A 15,905-nucleotide genomic window follows, 5' to 3' on the forward strand; every position below is an offset into this window, starting at 1 on the left:
TGACCCTCTGCTCCTCCGGGTGGGCTGATCCCGGCTCCTTGGCGTGCGGCGGCACGAAATTCAGCGCGGGACCTACGGTCCCCACTTCACGGGCCGACCGTCCCGCGCAACTCCCCCTTGGCAGGGTGCGCCTACCCGAGTGCCCCTTTGGGGTTTCGTTCGCGTGTTGCGGGCCGGTGGCACGGGTTGTGCCCACCCGTCCCGCCGAGCGGGACGCTTGCCCACAACAATTGTGGTGAGCCGCCGTCGTCGGCTTCCCGCGACAGGGGCGGAGCCCCGCGGGTGCGGCATGGGGGCGGGCCCGCAGCAGTGGCGAGCCGTCGCCGTCAGCCTGCCGTGGCAGGGGCGGAGCCCCTCCGGTGCGGCACAGGGCGGGGGCATGGTGGTGTATCGGTGCTGGTGAGGATGCCGTCAACAGCGTGGGAACAACCGAATTGGCCACCGGCCGGAGGTTGGCCACTGCTGGGAGGGGACGCGGTGGGGTGTCCCCGCAGGACGAGCAAGTCACCGACCGAAAGCCAAACACGAGACCTTCACGCCGAGGAGACACCCCGGCGCGGCGCCGACCCCCACCACACAGGCACCCCACATCCACGGTCGCAACCCAGAATCACGCGGCGCCAGCCGCATCGCACCGCAACCACACGCCGCGCCGAAGCCACCGGCCAGGCAGCCGAACACGGCGCCAAGCCACACGCGCAGCGCCCCGTGCCACGGCGCAAAAATCAGCGCGGGACCCTACGGCACCCACCACACCGGCGAACCGTCCCGCGCAACACCCCCGACGAACAGACCAACCCCCCGTTCCCTTCCGCACCCCGCGAAGGGGACCCGCAACACCCCCGGCGAACGGGCGCACCCCGAAAACGCCGAACCGCACAGCACAGCGCCGCTCATCTATCGCGTACCCGTGACGACAGTCACGAACCAGTGATACGTTCGCGACGTCGGAACCGAACCGCACCGCCCCACGCCAGTGCCCGCGAGGAGGCAGAGGTCATGAGCCCGTTCACGGGGTCAGCCGGACACACCGGCACGTGGCACCACCTGCGCGTCACCTGTGACGACACCGCAGAAGGCGTCGTCACCGTCACGCTCGCCAGACCGGACAAGCTGAACGCGCTCACGTTCGGCGCCTACGCCGACCTCCGCGACCTCCTCGCAGAGCTGGCCCGCGAGAAGAAGACCCGCGCCCTCGTGCTCGCGGGCGAAGGCCGCGGCTTCTGCTCCGGCGGCGACGTGGACGAGATCATCGGCGCCACCCTCGGCATGGACACCGCCCGCATCCTCGACTTCAACCGCATGACAGGCCAGGTCGTGCGGGCCATCCGCGAGGCCCCGTTCCCCGTGGTCGCGGCCGTCCACGGCGCCGCCGCAGGGGCGGGCGCCGTGCTCGCGCTCGCAGCCGACTTCCGGGTCGCCGACCCGACCGCACGCTTCGCGTTCCTCTTCACCCGCGTCGGACTGTCCGGCGGCGACATGGGCGCCGCCTACCTGCTGCCCCGCGTGGTCGGCCTCGGCCACGCGACCCGCATCCTCATGCTCGGCGACCCCGTCCGCGCACCCGAAGCGGAACGTATCGGCCTGATCAGCCAGCTCACCGAGGAGGGCCAGGCCCACGAGGCGGCCCAGCGACTGGCCCGGCGCCTGGCCGAGGGCCCCGCACTCGCCTACGCGCAGACGAAGGCGCTGCTCACAGCCGAACTGGACCTCCCGCTCGCGGCGGCGGTCGAGATGGACGCGGCCACCCAGGCCCTGCTGATGCACAGCGCGGACTACGCCGAGTTCCACGCTGCCTTCACCGAGAAGCGGAACCCCAAGTGGCAGGGCAGGTAGCCCCCAGCGCTGCCGCGCCGACGACCCGCGCTGCCGCGCCGACGACCCGCGCTGCCGCCGCGCCGACAACTCGTGCCGCCGCCACGCCGACAACCCGTATCGCCGTCATCGGCGGCGGCCCCGGCGGCCTCTACACCGCGGCCCTCCTCAAGCGCCTCGACCCCGCCCGCGACGTCACCGTCTTCGAACGCAACGCGCCCGACGACACCTTCGGCTTCGGCGTCGTCCTCTCCGACGAGACCCTCGGCGGCATCGAGCACGCCGACCCCGCCGTCTTCGCCGCGCTCCAGAACGAGTTCGTGCGCTGGGACGACATCGACGTGCTGTACCGGGGCCGCGTCCTGACGTCGGGCGGCCACGGCTTCGCCGCGCTGGGGCGGCGGCGTCTGCTCGCGGTGCTCCACGCGCGCTGCCGGGATCTCGGGGTGCGCCTCCGCTTCCGTACGCAGGCGCCACCCGCGGCGACGCTGGCCGAGACGTACGACCTGGTCGTCGCCGCCGACGGCGTGCACAGCGCCACCCGCGAGGCCCACGCCGACGCGTTCCGTCCGACGGTCACCACACACCGTTGCCGCTACATCTGGCTCGCCGCCGACTTCGCACTGGACGCGTTCCGTTTCGAGATAGCGGAGACCCCGCACGGCGTGTTCCAACTGCACGCGTACCCCTACGCGGCCCCGTCCCCCGAGCACCCCGACGGCGCCTCCACCGTCATCGTCGAGACCCGCGAGGAGGTCTGGCGCGCGGCCGGGCTCGACGCGATGGACGAGCGGGCCTCCGCCGAGGCGTGCGCCAAGCTGTTCGCGGCGACGCTGGAGGGGCGCGCGCTGCGCGGCAACAACTCGCAGTGGATCGCGTTCCGTACGGTCGTCAACGAGCACTGGTCGCACGGCCGCACCGTCCTCCTCGGCGACGCCGCGCACACCGCGCACTTCTCGATCGGCTCGGGCACCAAGCTCGCCGTCGAGGACGCCCTCGCGCTGGCGGCCTGTGTGGAGGAGCAGCCCGACCTGCCGTCGGCGCTGGCCGCGTACGAGGCCGAGCGTCGCCCCGTCGTCGCGTCCACGCAGCGGGCCGCGCGCGCGAGCCTGGAGTGGTTCGAGGACCTGGCCACCTACACGGGCCAGCCGCCACGCCAGTTCGCCTTCAACCTGCTGACGCGCAGCCGCCGCGTCACCCACGACAACCTGCGGCTGCGCGACGCGGACTTCGTCGCGTCCGTGGAACGTGAGGTGTGCGGAACCGGGGACGCCACGGGGGACGACACGGGGGGCACCGGCGGCACGCCCCCCATGTTCACCCCCTTCCCGCTGCGCGAACTGACCCTGCGCAACCGGATCGTCGTCTCGGCCATGGACATGTACTCGGCCGACGGCGAGGGCACACCCGGCGACTTCCACCTCGTCCACCTGGGTGCCCGCGCCCTCGGTGGCGCGGGCCTCACCATGACGGAGATGGTGTGCGTCTCGGCGCAGGGCCGCATCACCCCCGGCTGCACGGGCCTGTGGACGGACGCGCAGGAAGCAGCCTGGCGCCGCGTCACCCGCTTCGCGCACGAGGCGTCACCGGGCGCCGCCATCGGCGTGCAGCTCGGCCACTCGGGCCGCAAGGGCTCGACGCGGCTCATGTGGGACGGCATCGACCAGCCGCTCCCGGAGGGCAACTGGCCGCTGGTCGCACCCTCACCCCTCCCGTACCGCGAGGGCGTCAACCAGATACCGCACGAGCTGACCCGCGCCGAACTCGACGCGATACGCGAGGACTTCGCGGCAGCGGCCGAGCGCGCCGTGCGCTGCGGCTTCGACCTGCTCGAACTCCACTGCGCCCACGGCTATCTGCTCTCCAGCTTCCTCTCCCCGCTGACCAACCACCGCACCGACGCCTACGGCGGCGACCTCACCGGACGGCTGCGCTTCCCCCTCGAAGTCTTCGACGCCGTACGCGCGATCTGGCCCGCCGAGCGGCCCATGACCGTGCGGATCTCCGCGACCGACTGGGCCGAGGGCGGCACCAGCGCCGAGGACGCGCTCGCCATCGCCGCCGCCTTCGCGGAGCACGGGGCCGACGCGCTCGACGTGTCGACGGGCCAGGTCGTGCCCGACGAACGCCCCGACTTCGGGCGCTCGTACCAGACCCCGTACGCCGACCGCATACGCAACACCCTCGGCGTCCCCGTGATCGCGGTCGGCGCCATCTCCTCCTGGGACGACGTCAACTCCCTCGTCCTCGCGGGCCGCGCCGACCTGTGCGCCCTGGCCCGCCCGCACCTGTACGACCCGCACTGGACCCTGCACGCCGCCGCAGAGCAGGGGTACGAGGGGCCGGGCGCGCCCTGGCCGCTGCCGTACCGCGCGGGAAGCCGCAAGCCGCCGACGGGGCGCACGGACGCGCCCAAGCCCAGGCTCACCCTCTGACGCGCGAGCGGAGCGCCGCTCAGCCGCCCCGGCTGTTCCCGTTCCCGTCCTCGTCCCACCAGCGGTCATCGCGCTCGCGCCTGTTGCCGACGATCGCGGCGCACGGCGGAATGACCATGGCGACCACGCACATGCCCACCGCGACGGGCACGGACCAGAGCCGCACGAAGGCCCAGGCCGAGACGAACAGCACCAGGCAGAGCGTCATCATCGCGAAGTAGCGGCGGCGCCGTCGCGGGTAGGAGCGGCGGGCGCCGTCCGGGGCCGGGACCGGGACCGGGTCCGGTGACCTCTCCGGTCCTGCGCCCGGACGGGAAGTCGGGCGACGGATGGTCATGCCCCCAGGGTACGACCGCCCCGGCGGCCCCGACCCGGTCCGCCCTGGCCCGTTTCCGGCCCGGTTACGCGCCGTCGCCGGCGCCCAGCACGTACCGCCGCCCCGCGTCCCGCAGCTTCGCGTGCAGCGCGAAGAACACCTCGGCGGCGCGGGCGCCGGGCCAGTCGCGGGGGAGGAGCGCGGCGGGCAGCCCCGGGTCCGCGTAGGGGAGGCGGCGCCAGGCGTCCAGAGCGGGGAGGTAGTCGCGGTACGCCTCCTCCGGCGGCGTCTTGCGCCGCCGTGACCAGGCACGCAGCACCGGCTCGTGCGCGGAGAGGAAGGAGCGGTGCAGGGCTGCGATGGCCTCCAGGTCCCACCAGCGCGCCGCTGCCTCGGCCGTCGGCTCGAAGCCCTCGTGTGTCCCCCGGAAGAGATCGACGTAGGCGTCGAGACCCAGCCGGACGAGGGTGTGCCGGGTCTCGTCCTCCAGGTGGGAGGGGGCGATCCAGATGCCGGGCGCCGCGTTGCCGAAGCCGAGCCTGGCGAGCCGGGAACGCAGCACGTGGCGGCGGGTGCGCTCGCTCTCGGGCACCGAGAAGACGGCGAGCAGCCAGCGCCCGTCGGGCACGGGGCGGGTGTAGACGCGGCGGTCGCCGTCGTCGAGGAGCTGACGTGCGGCGGGGGAGGGCGCGTATCCGGCGGCCTTGCTGCCGGGCCGGTCGGCGGTCAGCAGGCCGCGCCGTTTCAGCCGCGAGACCGCCGAGCGCACGGAGGGCGCGTCGATGCCGACGGCGGCCATGGCGCGGATGAGAGCGGCCACCGGCACGGTGCCGTCGCCGGGGAAGTCGCGGCCGTAGGCACCGTAGAAGGTGATGATCAAGGACCCCGGCGACGGCCTCGCGGAACCGGAACCGGAACCGGAACTGGATCCGGACCCGGGGCCGGGCGCGGGAACGGCGTACGGGTCGGCGGCCGGGGCTGAGCGGGCCGGGGAGACGGGGGCTTCGGCGGGCGGGTGCTGGGTCACGCGGTCACTCTAGGTGTGCTTCGCGGAGCCGGAATCGCTGGAGCTTGCCCGTCGGGGTGCGAGGCAGCGAGGCGGCGAACACGAACTCGCGCGGGCACTTGTACGGGGTCAGCTCCCTGGCGGTGAACGCCCGCAGCGCCTCGGCCGTCGCCTCACCCTCCGGCGTGCCGGACCGCAGCACCACGTGCGCCACCACCGCCTGCCCGCGCTTCTCGTCGGGGCGCCCGACCACGGCCGCCTCCACCACGTCGGGGTGGCGCAGCAGGACCTCCTCGACCTCGGGACCGGCGATGTTGTAGCCCGCCGAGATGATCATGTCGTCGGCGCGTGCGACATAGCGGAAGTAGCCGTCGGGCTCGCGCACATAGCTGTCGCCCGTGAGGTTCCAGCCCTCCCGTACGTACTCGCGCTGACGCTCGTCGTCCAGATACCGGCAGCCCACGGGGCCGCGCACCGCCAGCAGCCCCGGCTCCCCGTCGGGCAGCGGCGCGGTGCCCTCGGGACCCACGACGCGCGCCTCGAAGCCGGGCACGGGCACGCCCGTCACGCCGGGCCGCGCGGCCTCGTCGGCGGCGGAGAGGAAGATGTGCAGCATCTCGGTCGCGCCGATGCCGTTGATCAGCCGCAGCCCCGTCCGCTCGTGCCAGCCGCGCCAGGTCGCGGCCGGGAGGTTCTCGCCCGCGGAGACGCAGCGGCGCAGCGAGGAGACGTCGTACGGCGGGATGACGTAGGAGGTGTCGTCGTACGCGGAGCCTGTCTCGGGGCCGTGCGCGGGCTCGGCGAGCTTCGCGAGCATGGCGCGGTACGCGGTCGGCGCGGTGAACAGCACGGTCACCCGGTGCCGTCCGACCGCCGCCAGCAGCCCCTCGGCGCCGCTCCACTGCTCCAGCACGGTGCTGGCCCCCGCGCGCAGCGGGAAGAGCAGGAGCCCGCCGAGCCCGAAGGTGAAGCCCAGGGGCGGGCTTCCCGCGAACACGTCGTCGGGGCGCGGGCGCAGCACGTGCGCCGAGAAGGTGTCGGCGACCGCGAGGACGTCGCGGTGGAAGTGGACGCAGCCCTTCGGGCGTCCGGTGGTGCCGGAGGTGAAGGCGATCAGGGCGACGTCGTCGGCCGCCGTCGCGACCGCCGCGTACGGCGCCGAGGGGGCGTTCTCGGCCAGTCGCAGCAGGTCGTCGGGGGTGTCACTGCCGAAGGGGGTGACGCGCAGCCCCGGTATCCGCGCCGCTATCAGATCGTCCGTCGCGCGCGTGTCGCAGAGCGCGTGACCGGCCCTGGCGAGGCCGCAGACGGTGCGCAGTTCGTGCGGGCGCTGTGCGGCCAGCACGGTCACGGCGATGCCGCCCGCCTTCATCACCGCCAGCCAGCAGGCGGCGAGCTGGGGGCTGGTGGGCCCGCGCAGCAGCACGCGGTTGCCGGGCAGGACGCCCAGCTCGCGGGTGAGGACGTGGGCGAGGCGGTCGACGTGGTCCTGGAGTTCGCCGTACGACCACGTCGTCGCGTGCGCTTCCGGGCCGGAACCGGAACCGGAGGGCGTTGCCGGGGCTTCGGCGCGCAGTGCGGGGCGGTCGCGGCCGAGGCGTGCGACGGTGCGGTCGAGCAGTTCGGTACCGCAGTTGAGGCGGTCGGGGTAGTGCAGCTCGGGCCGGTCGAGGAGGAGGTCGGGCCACTGCTCGGGAGGGGGCAGGTGGTCGCGGGCGAAGGTGTCGAGGTGCGCTGACGGGCTCAGGTGGCGCATGCGGTTGCCCCCTCACGGCGGGTGTGCCGATGTGCCGTTGAGCGTAACGTGATGGTGACGGCAGTCAACAGTACGCGATACAGGAGGCGTTGCCGATGCCCGCTTTCGCGCTCGATACGGAGCAGTTGACGTGGTGTGCGGAGGTGCGGGAGCTGGGCGCGGAGCGACTGCGTCCGCTCGCGGAAGCGGGTGCTCCGGGGCGCGTCAACCGGGAGCTGGTCGCCGCGCTCGGCGAACTCGGGCTGCTGGCGCGGGTGCTGGGCTCAGGCGTGACGGGGCCGCCAGGGTCGCCGGGGACAGCGGGGTCACCGGAGCCGTCGGTCGCGGGGCCGGTCCGCGCCCTCGACCTGTGCCTGCTGCGCGAGTCCCTCGCCTACGCCTGCACGGAGGCCGAGACCGCGCTCGCGCTCCAGGGGCTCGGCGCGGGACCGCTGGCCCAGGCGGGCACCGAGCGGCAACGGGACCGCTGGCTGGGCGAGGTGGCCTCGGGCCGCGCTGTCGCGGCCTTCGCACTGAGCGAGCCGGAGGCGGGCAGCGACGCGGCGGCCCTCACCCTCGCCGCGACCCCGGAGGGGGGTGGGGACAGGAGCGGTGACGTGGGCCGGGGCGGGGGCGGCTGGCGCCTCGACGGCACCAAGACGTGGATCTCCAACGCCCCGTACGCGGACGTCTACTCCGTCTTCGCCCGTACGGGTGGCGGCGCGGGCGCGCGCGGCATCACCGCGTTCCTGGTCCCCGGCGACAGACCGGGCCTCACGGGCGAGCCCCTGGACATGCTCTCCCCGCACCCCATCGGAACGCTGCGCTTCGACGGGGTGCGGGTCGGTCCGGAGGACGTGCTCGGCGAGGTGGACGGCGGCTTCGGCGTCGCCATGCGCACCCTCAACCTCTTCCGGCCCAGCGTCGGCGCCTTCGCGGTCGGCATGGCGCAGGCGGCACTCGACGCGGCACTCGGCCACGCGGCGCGGCGGCGCGCGTTCGGCGGGACGCTGCGCGACCTCCAGTCCGTCTCCCACCAGCTCGCGGAGACGGCGACCCGGGTGGAGGCGGCGCGGCTCCTCGTCTACGCGGCGGCCGAGGCGTACGACAGGGGCGACCCGGACATCGCCAAGCGGGCCGCGATGGCGAAGCTGCTGGCCACGGAGACGGCGCAGGCGGCGGTCGACACGGCCGTACAGATCCATGGCGCGGCGGCGCTCCAGCGGGGCCACCTGCTGGAGCACCTCTACCGCGAGGTGCGGGCGCCCCGCATCTACGAGGGTGCGAGCGAGGTCCAGCGCTCGGTCATCGCGAAGGAGCTGTACCGATGACGGGGGACGGGGCGGGCGAGTGCGGCACGCCGGGCCCCGAGGGAGACGGCCACCCGGCACCGGCACCGGAACCGGAACTGGCGCCCGCACCAGTACCAGCACCGGAACCAGGCCCAGCGCAGTCCGCGGCCCGCGAAGCCGCGCGCCCGTCGCCCAACCGCCGCGTCAACCCCGCCGGCCTCTCACCCCCCACCGGCTTCTCGCACGCGGTGACCGCGACTGGCTCCCGGCTGGTCTTCCTCGCGGGGCAGACGGCGCTGGACGCCGAGGGCGTGATCCGCGGTGACACCCTCCCCGCCCAGTTCGAACGCGCCCTCACCAACCTCCTCACGGCCCTCGCCGCCTGCGACGGCACCCCGGCCGACCTCACCCGCGTCACCGTCTACACGACGGACGTGCCCGCGTACCGGGAGTGCGCCCGCGAACTCGGCGCCCTGTGGCGTACGCTGGCGGGCCGCGACTACCCGGCCATGGCCGTCGTGGGAGTTGTCCGCCTCTGGGACGAGACGGCGCTGGTGGAACTGGACGGGGTGGCCGTGCTGCCGTGAGGACGCGGAAGCGGAACATGCGCGCTGACGACCGACAACGCCGCGGGCGTGCGTGCCGGACTCCCCCAGCTACCGCTGGGAGGTGCCCCCGGCGGCCCGGGCGGGACGCGGAAGACACCCCCTAACGAGCCGGTGAAGACCTCGGGGCGGGGCGTCCTGCCGTGGGCCGGTCCGGCAAGGTGAGGGCCGTGTGGGCCGGGCGTCCGGTCCCCGGCGGCAAGGCGGTGAGGCCGCGGAGCCTGGCGTTGCGTTTTTCCAGGGCTTCGGCGGTGGTGGGGAAAAGCGCCGCGTCGCCCTTGCCGACCTGGTTCTGGTTCAGTTCGACGAAGCCGCGGATATCGCGTTCGTAGGCGGCGAAGGCCGCGGTGTGGTCGCGGTGGGTGGCCAGCGCGTCGGCGAGCATATAGGCGCCGACGAGGGCGAGGCTGGTCCCCTGCCCGGTCAGGAACGAGGGGGCGTAGGCGGCGTCGCCGACGAGCGCGACCCGGCCGCTGGACCAGCGCGGCATGCGGATCTGGCTCACGGTGTCGAAGAACCGGTCGTCCGCGTGGCGCATGGCGGCGACCATGGCCGGGATCTCCCAGCCGTCGTCGGCGAAGGTGGCGGCGACGAGGTCGCGTTGTGCCCCGGGGTCGCGGAGAACCCCGTACGGCGGCTCGGGGCGCGCGAAGTTGAGGAACGCGTGCAGTTCGTCGCCGTCCCCGATCGCGTAGAGCGCCGCCGCCCTTCCTGGGGCGTTCCACATGAGCACTTCATGGGAGAGCCCGAAGGCGTTGGGCATGGTGAATATGGCGAAGCAGTACCCCAGATAGCGGTGGAATTGCCGCTCGGGGCCGAATACGAGCTGCCGCGTATGCGAATGCAGCCCGTCGGCGCCGAGGACCACGTCGAAATCGCGTCGGGCGCCGCTGCGGAAGGTGACGTCGACGCCGTGCGCGTGTTCCGTGAGCGTGTCGATGGAGTCGTCGAACACGAACTCCACCTCGTCGCGGACGGCCCCGTAAAGGATCTCCGTCAGATCCCCGCGACGCACCTCGACGTCGCGTCCCTCGATTCCTCCCGTCACCGCTTGTGGATGGACCACGGCCGCCGTGCTGCCGTCGGCATTGAGGAAGGTCATCCGGCGTGACTCGATATGCGCCTCCCTGAGCCGCGGCAGAATTCCCATCCGGCGCGCCACCTCCACCGCCGTGCCGCGCACGTCGACCGGATATCCGCCGTCCCGCGGCCCGGTGGACTTCTCCACCACCGTCACCGCGAATCCGTACCGGTGCAGCCAGAACGCCACGGCGGGACCCGCGATGCTCGCGCCGGATATCAGGACCGTGCCCTTCGATGCGGTTCTTGTGCTCATTCGACAGCAACTCCTCAGCCTGTGATGGGACATGCGGGATTTCCGGGATCCTTTACGCCGCTCTACACCGTTTCCCGCTCGACGCCGGGCGACGGTGAATCACCGCTGAGGCGGGTGCTCCGCACGAGCCTGACGGCCAGCATCGCGGCGACCGCGAACGCGACGGAGGCGATCGCGATGTAGCTGTACACGCCCGTGGCCGAGTTCGCCGTGTCGCCGTCGACGACCACCTTGGTCGACCCGAGCACGGCCGAACCCACGAACTCCAGCACCACGGAGCCGATCGAGACCATGACCATGACCAGGCTGGACACGACGGCCTGCCGCTCGGGGGACGCCAGGCTGCCGACCACGTTGAAGCCGGACGACCCGAGCGCTCCCACCGTGACACCCAGCAGGACTCCGCAGCAGAGCGCGACGGGGAGCAGGGAGGCCCCGAGGAACATCGCGACGGTCACCGCCGTGCCGAGCACGACAGCGCCGGCCAGCGTCCTGGCCGGTCCGACGCGTGCGGCGATCCATCCGGACGCCGGGCCGCCGAGCGTGACGCCGAGCGCCGGTGCCGCGAGCAGCAGTGCCACGGAGCCCTGGTCGGCCAGCCCGTATCCGAGCCCCTGGTCCGCCGAGACGTCGGCGATGAGGGAGACGAGCTGAAGCATGCTCTGGTACGAGCCGGTCGCGAAGAAGACGACGAGGAGCGTGAGCACCAAGGGGCGGCCGAGGTTCCTGACGTTGATCAGGGGGTCGGGCTTGCGGCCCGAGGCCACGAACCACCCGGTCAGTGCCGCGGCGCCGCCGGTCAGGAGGGCCAGCGGGCCGACGGCGAGCCAGCCGAGGCCCGAGCCCAGGCTGACGTAGCTGAGCACCCCGACGAGTCCGCCGCCGAGGAGGAAGGCGCCGCTGAGGTCGATCCTGCCCGGTGTCCTGACCGTGGATTCGGGGACGATCTTGTGCACGCATACCGCCATCACGGCCGCGACGAGGGCCGACATGACGAACAGGATCTGGAAGCCGAACGTCTCGGCCAGTTTCTCGACGGCGAAACGGGACGCGATGTTGAGCGTCGCTGAGGCAGAGGTGACGATGCCCACGATGACCATCGCGATGCGGGGTACGCAGACCTCCCGGACGATTGCGACGGAGAGGAACAGGGTGGCCAGGGCCGCTCCCTGGAGCATGCGCCCCGGCACGAACAACCAGAGGCTGGGTGCCACGGCGCACAGGAGGGCGCCCGCGCCGCTGAGGAGTAACGACAGCACCAGCACCTTGCGCTTGCCGTGGATGTCGGCGCTCTTGCCGAGCAGGGGCGCCCACAGCACTCCCGCCAGCATCGCGCTGGCGTTGAGCCACGCCGTCTGGTCGGTGTCGAAGTGGTCGAGCATCTCCGGGAGGACGACCAGCGGCGCGCTGACGGCCGAGTCGAGCACGAAGTTCACCATGACCAGCACGGCCACCAGGCCGACGAGCCGCCCGTTCCATCTCGTGTGCGGCCCGGCGTCTGCGCCTCCGGCCCTGATCTGCCGCATGAAGGACTCCTCACACACTCGTTTACGATACGTTTGGGTTTCTTATCTCGCACAGTACGGTGCGAGATAAGAAACGTCAAAGTTTCTAAGGAGTGTTGTGGGACGACGGCGTGGCGAAGCCCTTGAGGCGGCGATCCTCGAAGCGGCCTGGGACGAGTTGAACGAGCGGGGGTACGCGAACCTGACCGTCGACTCCGTCGCCAGGCGCGCAGGCACCAGCAAACCGGTGCTCTACCGGCGCTGGGCGGACAAGCGGGAGCTGGTCGAGGCGGCGGTAGAGCACCGCGGCATCATCCGGCCGGTTACCCCGGCCGACACCGGGTCCCTGCGCGGCGACCTGATCGCCACCCTCACCGAGCTGAGTGAGGAACGGGGACCGTTCCTCACTCAGCTCAGCCTGCTGCTCGCCGGGTACTTCGCCGAGGCCGAAACCAGCTTCGCCGAGCTGCGCGACACGCTCCTCGCCGGACGCCGCTCCGGACGTGACGAGATCATGGAGCGCGCCGTCGAGCGCGGCGAGATCGACCCGGCCAAGCTCACCCCACGGATCGCCTCACTCCCCTTCGACCTGCTCCGGAGCGAGACGATGATGACGCGACGGCCGGTCGCGCCCGAGGTGATCGAGGAGATCGTCGACACGGTCTTCCTCCCGCTGGTCCGCTAAGAGTGTCTTCAACGTCCCGGTCGGTCCCGGCACCGCCGCGCTCAGGCGAAGTGCCCGGCCAGCGCCTGGACGTCGGCGTACGGCGGCACGCCCGTGCCGCTGCCCGCCCAGCGGGGCGCGGTGGCGGGCGCCCCGCCGGCACCGGCCGCGAGCGCGGCGGCCGTCGCGACGGCGTGGCCCAGCGCGGCCCTGAACAGCGACGAGCCCAGGCTGACGCGGGCCACGCCCAGCGCGGCGAGGCGGTCGAAGGAGGGCAGCGCGGGGGAGTGGAGGACGTTCAGGGGGACGGCCAGCGCGGACGTCAGCGCGGCGATGGTGTCCTCGTCGGACACGCCCGGCACGAAGACGCCGTCGGCCCCCGCGACCGCATACGTCTCGGCGCGGCGCAGCGCGCCCCGCACCGTCGGGTCCGCGCGGAGCCAGTGGGTGTCGGTGCGCGCGTTGACGAACAGGCCGGGCGCCGCCTCCTTCACCGCCGTCACCTTGGCGGCGTGCAGGGCGGGGTCGGTGAGGGTGCCGTCGGGGCGCCCGTCCTCGATGTTGACGCCCGCGACGCCCGCACGCCACAGCTCGGCCGCCAGCGCCGCCACCGCTTCCGGCGTGTCGGCGAAGCCTCCCTCGATGTCGACGCTGACCGGCACCGGCAGCCGCGCGAGGGCGCACCCCAGCGCGCGGGTCAGGTCGCGGGCCACGCCCTCGCCGTCCGGGAGTCCTGCCGCGGCCGCGACCCCCAGGCTCGTCGTGCCGACGGCGGCGAAGCCGTGCGCGGCGAGCGCCGCGCCCGACGCGTGGTCCCAGGCGTTGGGCAGCAGGAACGGGCGCTCCCCGTGGTGCAGCCGATGGAACGCGCGTGCTCCCGCTGCCGGTTCCGGTGCCGGTTCCGTCCGCGCCCGCTCCCCTGCCTCGGCCCGTTCCTGCCGTCCGTTCCCGCTCACGCCGTGCCCTCCCCGTCGAAGTCGAAGTCGAATCCGATGCCCAGCAGCGCGCGCAGCGCCTCGTCGCCGCGCGCCGTGACGCGCAGGGCGCGCCCGCTTCCGACGCGTTCGCACCAGTTCTCCGCCAGGGCGTGCGCGCACAGCGCGGCCCCGGCCACCCCCGCCAGATGCGGGCGGCGTTCGGTCCAGTCGAGGCAGGCGCGCGCGAGGGGGCGTCGGCCGTGCGGGCGTGGCGCCAGTTCGACGCCCGCGTCCCGGAACCACGCCAGCCCGGCCTCCGTCACCGCGAACCCCGTGCCCGTGCCCATGTCCGTGCCCTGGCGCAGCAGCCCGCGCGTCAGCAGCGCGTCCGTGACGGCCACGCCGAGGCGGCCCGCGAGATGGTCGTAGCAGGTACGCGCCTGTGCCTGCGCCGAGTGCACCGACGAGGCACGCAGCGAACGGGGCGCGGGCGGCGGGCCCGCGTGCGCCGCGAGGCTCTCGACCAACTGCGCCTCGCGGGGGCCCGCGAGGCGCACATAGCGGTGCCGCCCCTGCCGCTCCTCGGCCAGCAGGCCGCCCGCGATCAGCTTGTCCAGGTGGCCGCTCGCCGTGGCCGCCGCGACCCCGGCCGCGCGCGCCAGTTCGCCCGCCGTCCAGGCCCGGCCGTCGAGCAGCGTCAGACAGAACCGCGCCCGTGTCCTGTCGGCGAGCAGCGCGGCCAGCCGGGCGAGCCCGGCGCTCGCGTCCTCGGCGCGGAAGGCGGTGCCATGCGTCACGGGCGTACCGGGTGCAGCGGGTGCACCGGGTTTACCGCGTAGCTCACGTTTCATACGACCATGATGCGACCGGGACCGTTCGGTGGCCGCCGAACTCTCCCGGCCCGACACCGCCGTCATGGACAACCGGAAGAGGGAACCACATGCGCATCGTCGTCATCGGATCCGGCGTGGCGGGCGCGGCAGCCGCGTACGAACTGGCCCGCTCCGGCGCGGACACCGTACTCGTCGACTCCGCAGCCGAGGGCAGGGCGACCTCCGCGGGAGCGGGCATCATCTGCCCCTGGACCAGCCGCGTCCGCGACCCGGCCTGGTACCTGCTGGCCAGCGCGGGCGCCGAGCACTACCCCGCGCTGCTCGCGGCCCTGTCCGAGGACGGGGAGGAGGACATCGGGTACCGCCGCGTCGGCGCGCTCCGGCTGCTGGACCCCGGGGACCGGGAGGGCGCCGAGTCCGTACGTTCCCTGGTCGCCACCCGTGCCTCCGTCTCCGCGCTCGCCGGGGACGTCTCCCTGCTCACGGGCGACGAGGCGGCGCGGCTCTTCCCTCCGCTCCGGCACGAGGGGCCGGTGCTGCGTGTCGAAGGGGGCGCGCGGCTGGACGGGCGGCTGCTGCGGGACGCGCTGCGGCGGGCCGCGGTCCGGCGCGGGGCGCGGACGGTGCGGGGCACGGCCAGGATCGAGGCGCGCGACGGGCGGGTGCGCGGGGTGTCCGTCGGGGACGAACTCGTCGCGGCTGACGGGGTGGTCGCCGCGGCGGGTGCGTGGTCACCGGCGCTGCTCGGGCCGCTCGGCGTGCACGTCGAGGTGACCCCGCAGCGCGGCCAGATCGTGCACCTGCGCCTCCCGGATGCGGACGCGGGCACGGGCGCGGGCGTGGGCACGGGCACGGACGGGGGTGCGGGTGCGGACACCGCGCGCTGGCCCGTCGTGCTCCCGCGCTCCAGCCACTACCTGCTCGCCTTCGACGGCTCCCGCGTCGTCGTGGGCGCGACCCGCGAGGAGGGCAGCGGGTTCGACCACCGCGTGACGGCGGGCGGACTGGCCGAGGTGCTGGGCGAGGCACTGGCCGTGGCCCCCGGACTGGCCGCGGCCACCCATGTGGAGACCCGGGTCGGCTTCCGCCCGATGGGCCCCGACGTCCGGCCCCTGCTCGGCACGGTCCCCGCGTGCGAGGGCCTCGTCGTGGCCAACGGCCTGGGCTCCTCGGGCCTGACCATGGGCCCCTACGTCGGCGCCCTGGCAGCGCGTCTGGCGTTGGGCACGCCGCCGGAGCTGGACCTGACCCCGTACGACCCGCTGCGACGGGCCGCCGCCGTCGAGGGGCCGTAGCGGAGCCCGCCGAGGAGCCGCGGAGCGCCCGGTGGCACGGGACCGGTGGCGGCGGGGCAGTGGTGTCGTACGCGTGTGCTGGGATGCATCCGTACACGATCACGCGATGGCGCCCCGCGCTCCCGCGCCGAGGCCCTCGCCCGCGCGGTGG

At 73.8% G+C, this 15,905-nt stretch carries 13 protein-coding genes; 6 read left to right on the forward strand and 7 right to left on the reverse strand.

Annotation, left to right across the window (positions count from 1 at the left end):
- Positions 1 to 999: 999 nt before the first annotated feature.
- Positions 1,000 to 1,836 carry an enoyl-CoA hydratase family protein gene (locus tag ACYVOO_RS29845; protein ID WP_461018837.1) on the forward strand — a complete coding sequence of 279 codons (837 nt, stop codon included), beginning with the start codon at positions 1,000 to 1,002 and terminating at the stop codon, positions 1,834 to 1,836.
- A 98-nt stretch (positions 1,837 to 1,934) separates the two neighbouring features.
- Positions 1,935 to 4,250 (forward strand): bifunctional salicylyl-CoA 5-hydroxylase/oxidoreductase, encoded by a 2,316-nt coding sequence (locus ACYVOO_RS29850; protein WP_461018930.1) that lies wholly within the window; start codon positions 1,935 to 1,937, stop codon positions 4,248 to 4,250.
- 19 nt (positions 4,251 to 4,269) lie between these two features.
- On the opposite strand, the gene ACYVOO_RS29855 is transcribed toward ACYVOO_RS29850, so the two are convergent.
- The 3 genes from ACYVOO_RS29855 to ACYVOO_RS29865 all read right to left on the reverse strand — a co-directional run bounded on the left by ACYVOO_RS29855 (position 4,270) and on the right by ACYVOO_RS29865 (position 7,328).
- Positions 4,270 to 4,587: a DUF3099 domain-containing protein gene (locus ACYVOO_RS29855; protein WP_461018838.1), complete on the reverse strand. Its 318-nt coding sequence runs from the start codon at positions 4,585 to 4,587 to the stop codon at positions 4,270 to 4,272.
- Between the two features lie 64 nt (positions 4,588 to 4,651).
- Positions 4,652 to 5,446 carry a PaaX family transcriptional regulator gene (locus tag ACYVOO_RS29860; RefSeq protein ID WP_461018931.1) on the reverse strand — a complete coding sequence of 265 codons (795 nt, stop codon included), beginning with the start codon at positions 5,444 to 5,446 and terminating at the stop codon, positions 4,652 to 4,654.
- Positions 5,447 to 5,597: 151 nt separating this feature from the next.
- Positions 5,598 to 7,328: an AMP-binding protein gene (locus ACYVOO_RS29865; protein WP_461018839.1), complete on the reverse strand. Its 1,731-nt coding sequence runs from the start codon at positions 7,326 to 7,328 to the stop codon at positions 5,598 to 5,600.
- 95 nt (positions 7,329 to 7,423) lie between these two features.
- On the opposite strand from ACYVOO_RS29865, the gene ACYVOO_RS29870 reads away from it, so the two are divergent.
- Together ACYVOO_RS29870 and ACYVOO_RS29875 are read left to right on the forward strand one after the other, a co-directional pair.
- On the forward strand, positions 7,424 to 8,638 hold the full coding sequence (locus ACYVOO_RS29870; protein ID WP_461018840.1) for an acyl-CoA dehydrogenase family protein: 1,215 nt from the start codon (positions 7,424 to 7,426) through the stop codon (positions 8,636 to 8,638).
- A gap of 209 nt (positions 8,639 to 8,847) precedes the next feature.
- Positions 8,848 to 9,186 carry a RidA family protein gene (locus tag ACYVOO_RS29875; RefSeq protein ID WP_453344505.1) on the forward strand — a complete coding sequence of 113 codons (339 nt, stop codon included), beginning with the start codon at positions 8,848 to 8,850 and terminating at the stop codon, positions 9,184 to 9,186.
- A 121-nt stretch (positions 9,187 to 9,307) separates the two neighbouring features.
- Here the strand turns inward: ACYVOO_RS29875 and ACYVOO_RS29880 are convergent, their stop codons facing one another.
- A complete protein-coding gene (locus ACYVOO_RS29880) occupies positions 9,308 to 10,540 on the reverse strand; it encodes an FAD-dependent monooxygenase (protein WP_461018841.1) in 1,233 nt (410 codons plus the stop codon).
- Positions 10,541 to 10,602: 62 nt separating this feature from the next.
- The gene (locus ACYVOO_RS29885) at positions 10,603 to 12,066 is read right to left on the reverse strand and encodes an MFS transporter (RefSeq protein WP_461018842.1); all 1,464 of its coding nucleotides are present in this window, start codon (positions 12,064 to 12,066) and stop codon (positions 10,603 to 10,605) included.
- A gap of 97 nt (positions 12,067 to 12,163) precedes the next feature.
- On the opposite strand from ACYVOO_RS29885, the gene ACYVOO_RS29890 reads away from it, so the two are divergent.
- Positions 12,164 to 12,730 carry a TetR/AcrR family transcriptional regulator gene (locus ACYVOO_RS29890; RefSeq protein ID WP_461018843.1) on the forward strand — a complete coding sequence of 189 codons (567 nt, stop codon included), beginning with the start codon at positions 12,164 to 12,166 and terminating at the stop codon, positions 12,728 to 12,730.
- Positions 12,731 to 12,771: 41 nt separating this feature from the next.
- Here ACYVOO_RS29890 and ACYVOO_RS29895 read toward each other — a convergent pair whose 3' ends face one another.
- Together ACYVOO_RS29895 and ACYVOO_RS29900 are read right to left on the reverse strand one after the other, a co-directional pair.
- Complete coding sequence (locus ACYVOO_RS29895; RefSeq protein ID WP_461018844.1) at positions 12,772 to 13,665, reverse strand: isocitrate lyase/PEP mutase family protein; 894 nt, start codon at positions 13,663 to 13,665, stop codon at positions 12,772 to 12,774.
- Complete coding sequence (locus ACYVOO_RS29900; RefSeq protein WP_461018845.1) at positions 13,662 to 14,477, reverse strand: ArsR/SmtB family transcription factor; 816 nt, start codon at positions 14,475 to 14,477, stop codon at positions 13,662 to 13,664. The genes ACYVOO_RS29895 and ACYVOO_RS29900 overlap by 4 nt, the downstream gene beginning before the upstream one ends.
- 89 nt (positions 14,478 to 14,566) lie before the next feature.
- Here ACYVOO_RS29900 and ACYVOO_RS29905 point away from each other — a divergent pair, with 89 nt between their 5' ends.
- Positions 14,567 to 15,754: an NAD(P)/FAD-dependent oxidoreductase gene (locus tag ACYVOO_RS29905; RefSeq protein ID WP_461018846.1), complete on the forward strand. Its 1,188-nt coding sequence runs from the start codon at positions 14,567 to 14,569 to the stop codon at positions 15,752 to 15,754.
- The last annotated feature ends 151 nt before the right edge of the window (positions 15,755 to 15,905 follow it).

The sequence above is a fragment of the Streptomyces daliensis genome (genome assembly GCF_054782395.1).

Excerpts from the sequence above, each read along its gene's own strand:
- ACYVOO_RS29880 (WP_461018841.1), bottom strand. The coding sequence starts at position 10,540 with ATGAGCACAAGAACCGCATCGAAGGGCACGGTCCTGATATCCGGCGCG.
- ACYVOO_RS29885 (WP_461018842.1), bottom strand. The coding sequence starts at position 12,066 with ATGCGGCAGATCAGGGCCGGAGGCGCAGACGCCGGGCCGCACACGAGA.
- ACYVOO_RS29900 (WP_461018845.1), bottom strand. The coding sequence starts at position 14,477 with ATGAAACGTGAGCTACGCGGTAAACCCGGTGCACCCGCTGCACCCGGT.
- ACYVOO_RS29865 (WP_461018839.1), bottom strand. The coding sequence starts at position 7,328 with ATGCGCCACCTGAGCCCGTCAGCGCACCTCGACACCTTCGCCCGCGAC.
- ACYVOO_RS29855 (WP_461018838.1), bottom strand. The coding sequence starts at position 4,587 with ATGACCATCCGTCGCCCGACTTCCCGTCCGGGCGCAGGACCGGAGAGG.
- ACYVOO_RS29870 (WP_461018840.1), top strand. The coding sequence starts at position 7,424 with ATGCCCGCTTTCGCGCTCGATACGGAGCAGTTGACGTGGTGTGCGGAG.
- ACYVOO_RS29845 (WP_461018837.1), top strand. The coding sequence starts at position 1,000 with ATGAGCCCGTTCACGGGGTCAGCCGGACACACCGGCACGTGGCACCAC.
- ACYVOO_RS29905 (WP_461018846.1), top strand. The coding sequence starts at position 14,567 with ATGCGCATCGTCGTCATCGGATCCGGCGTGGCGGGCGCGGCAGCCGCG.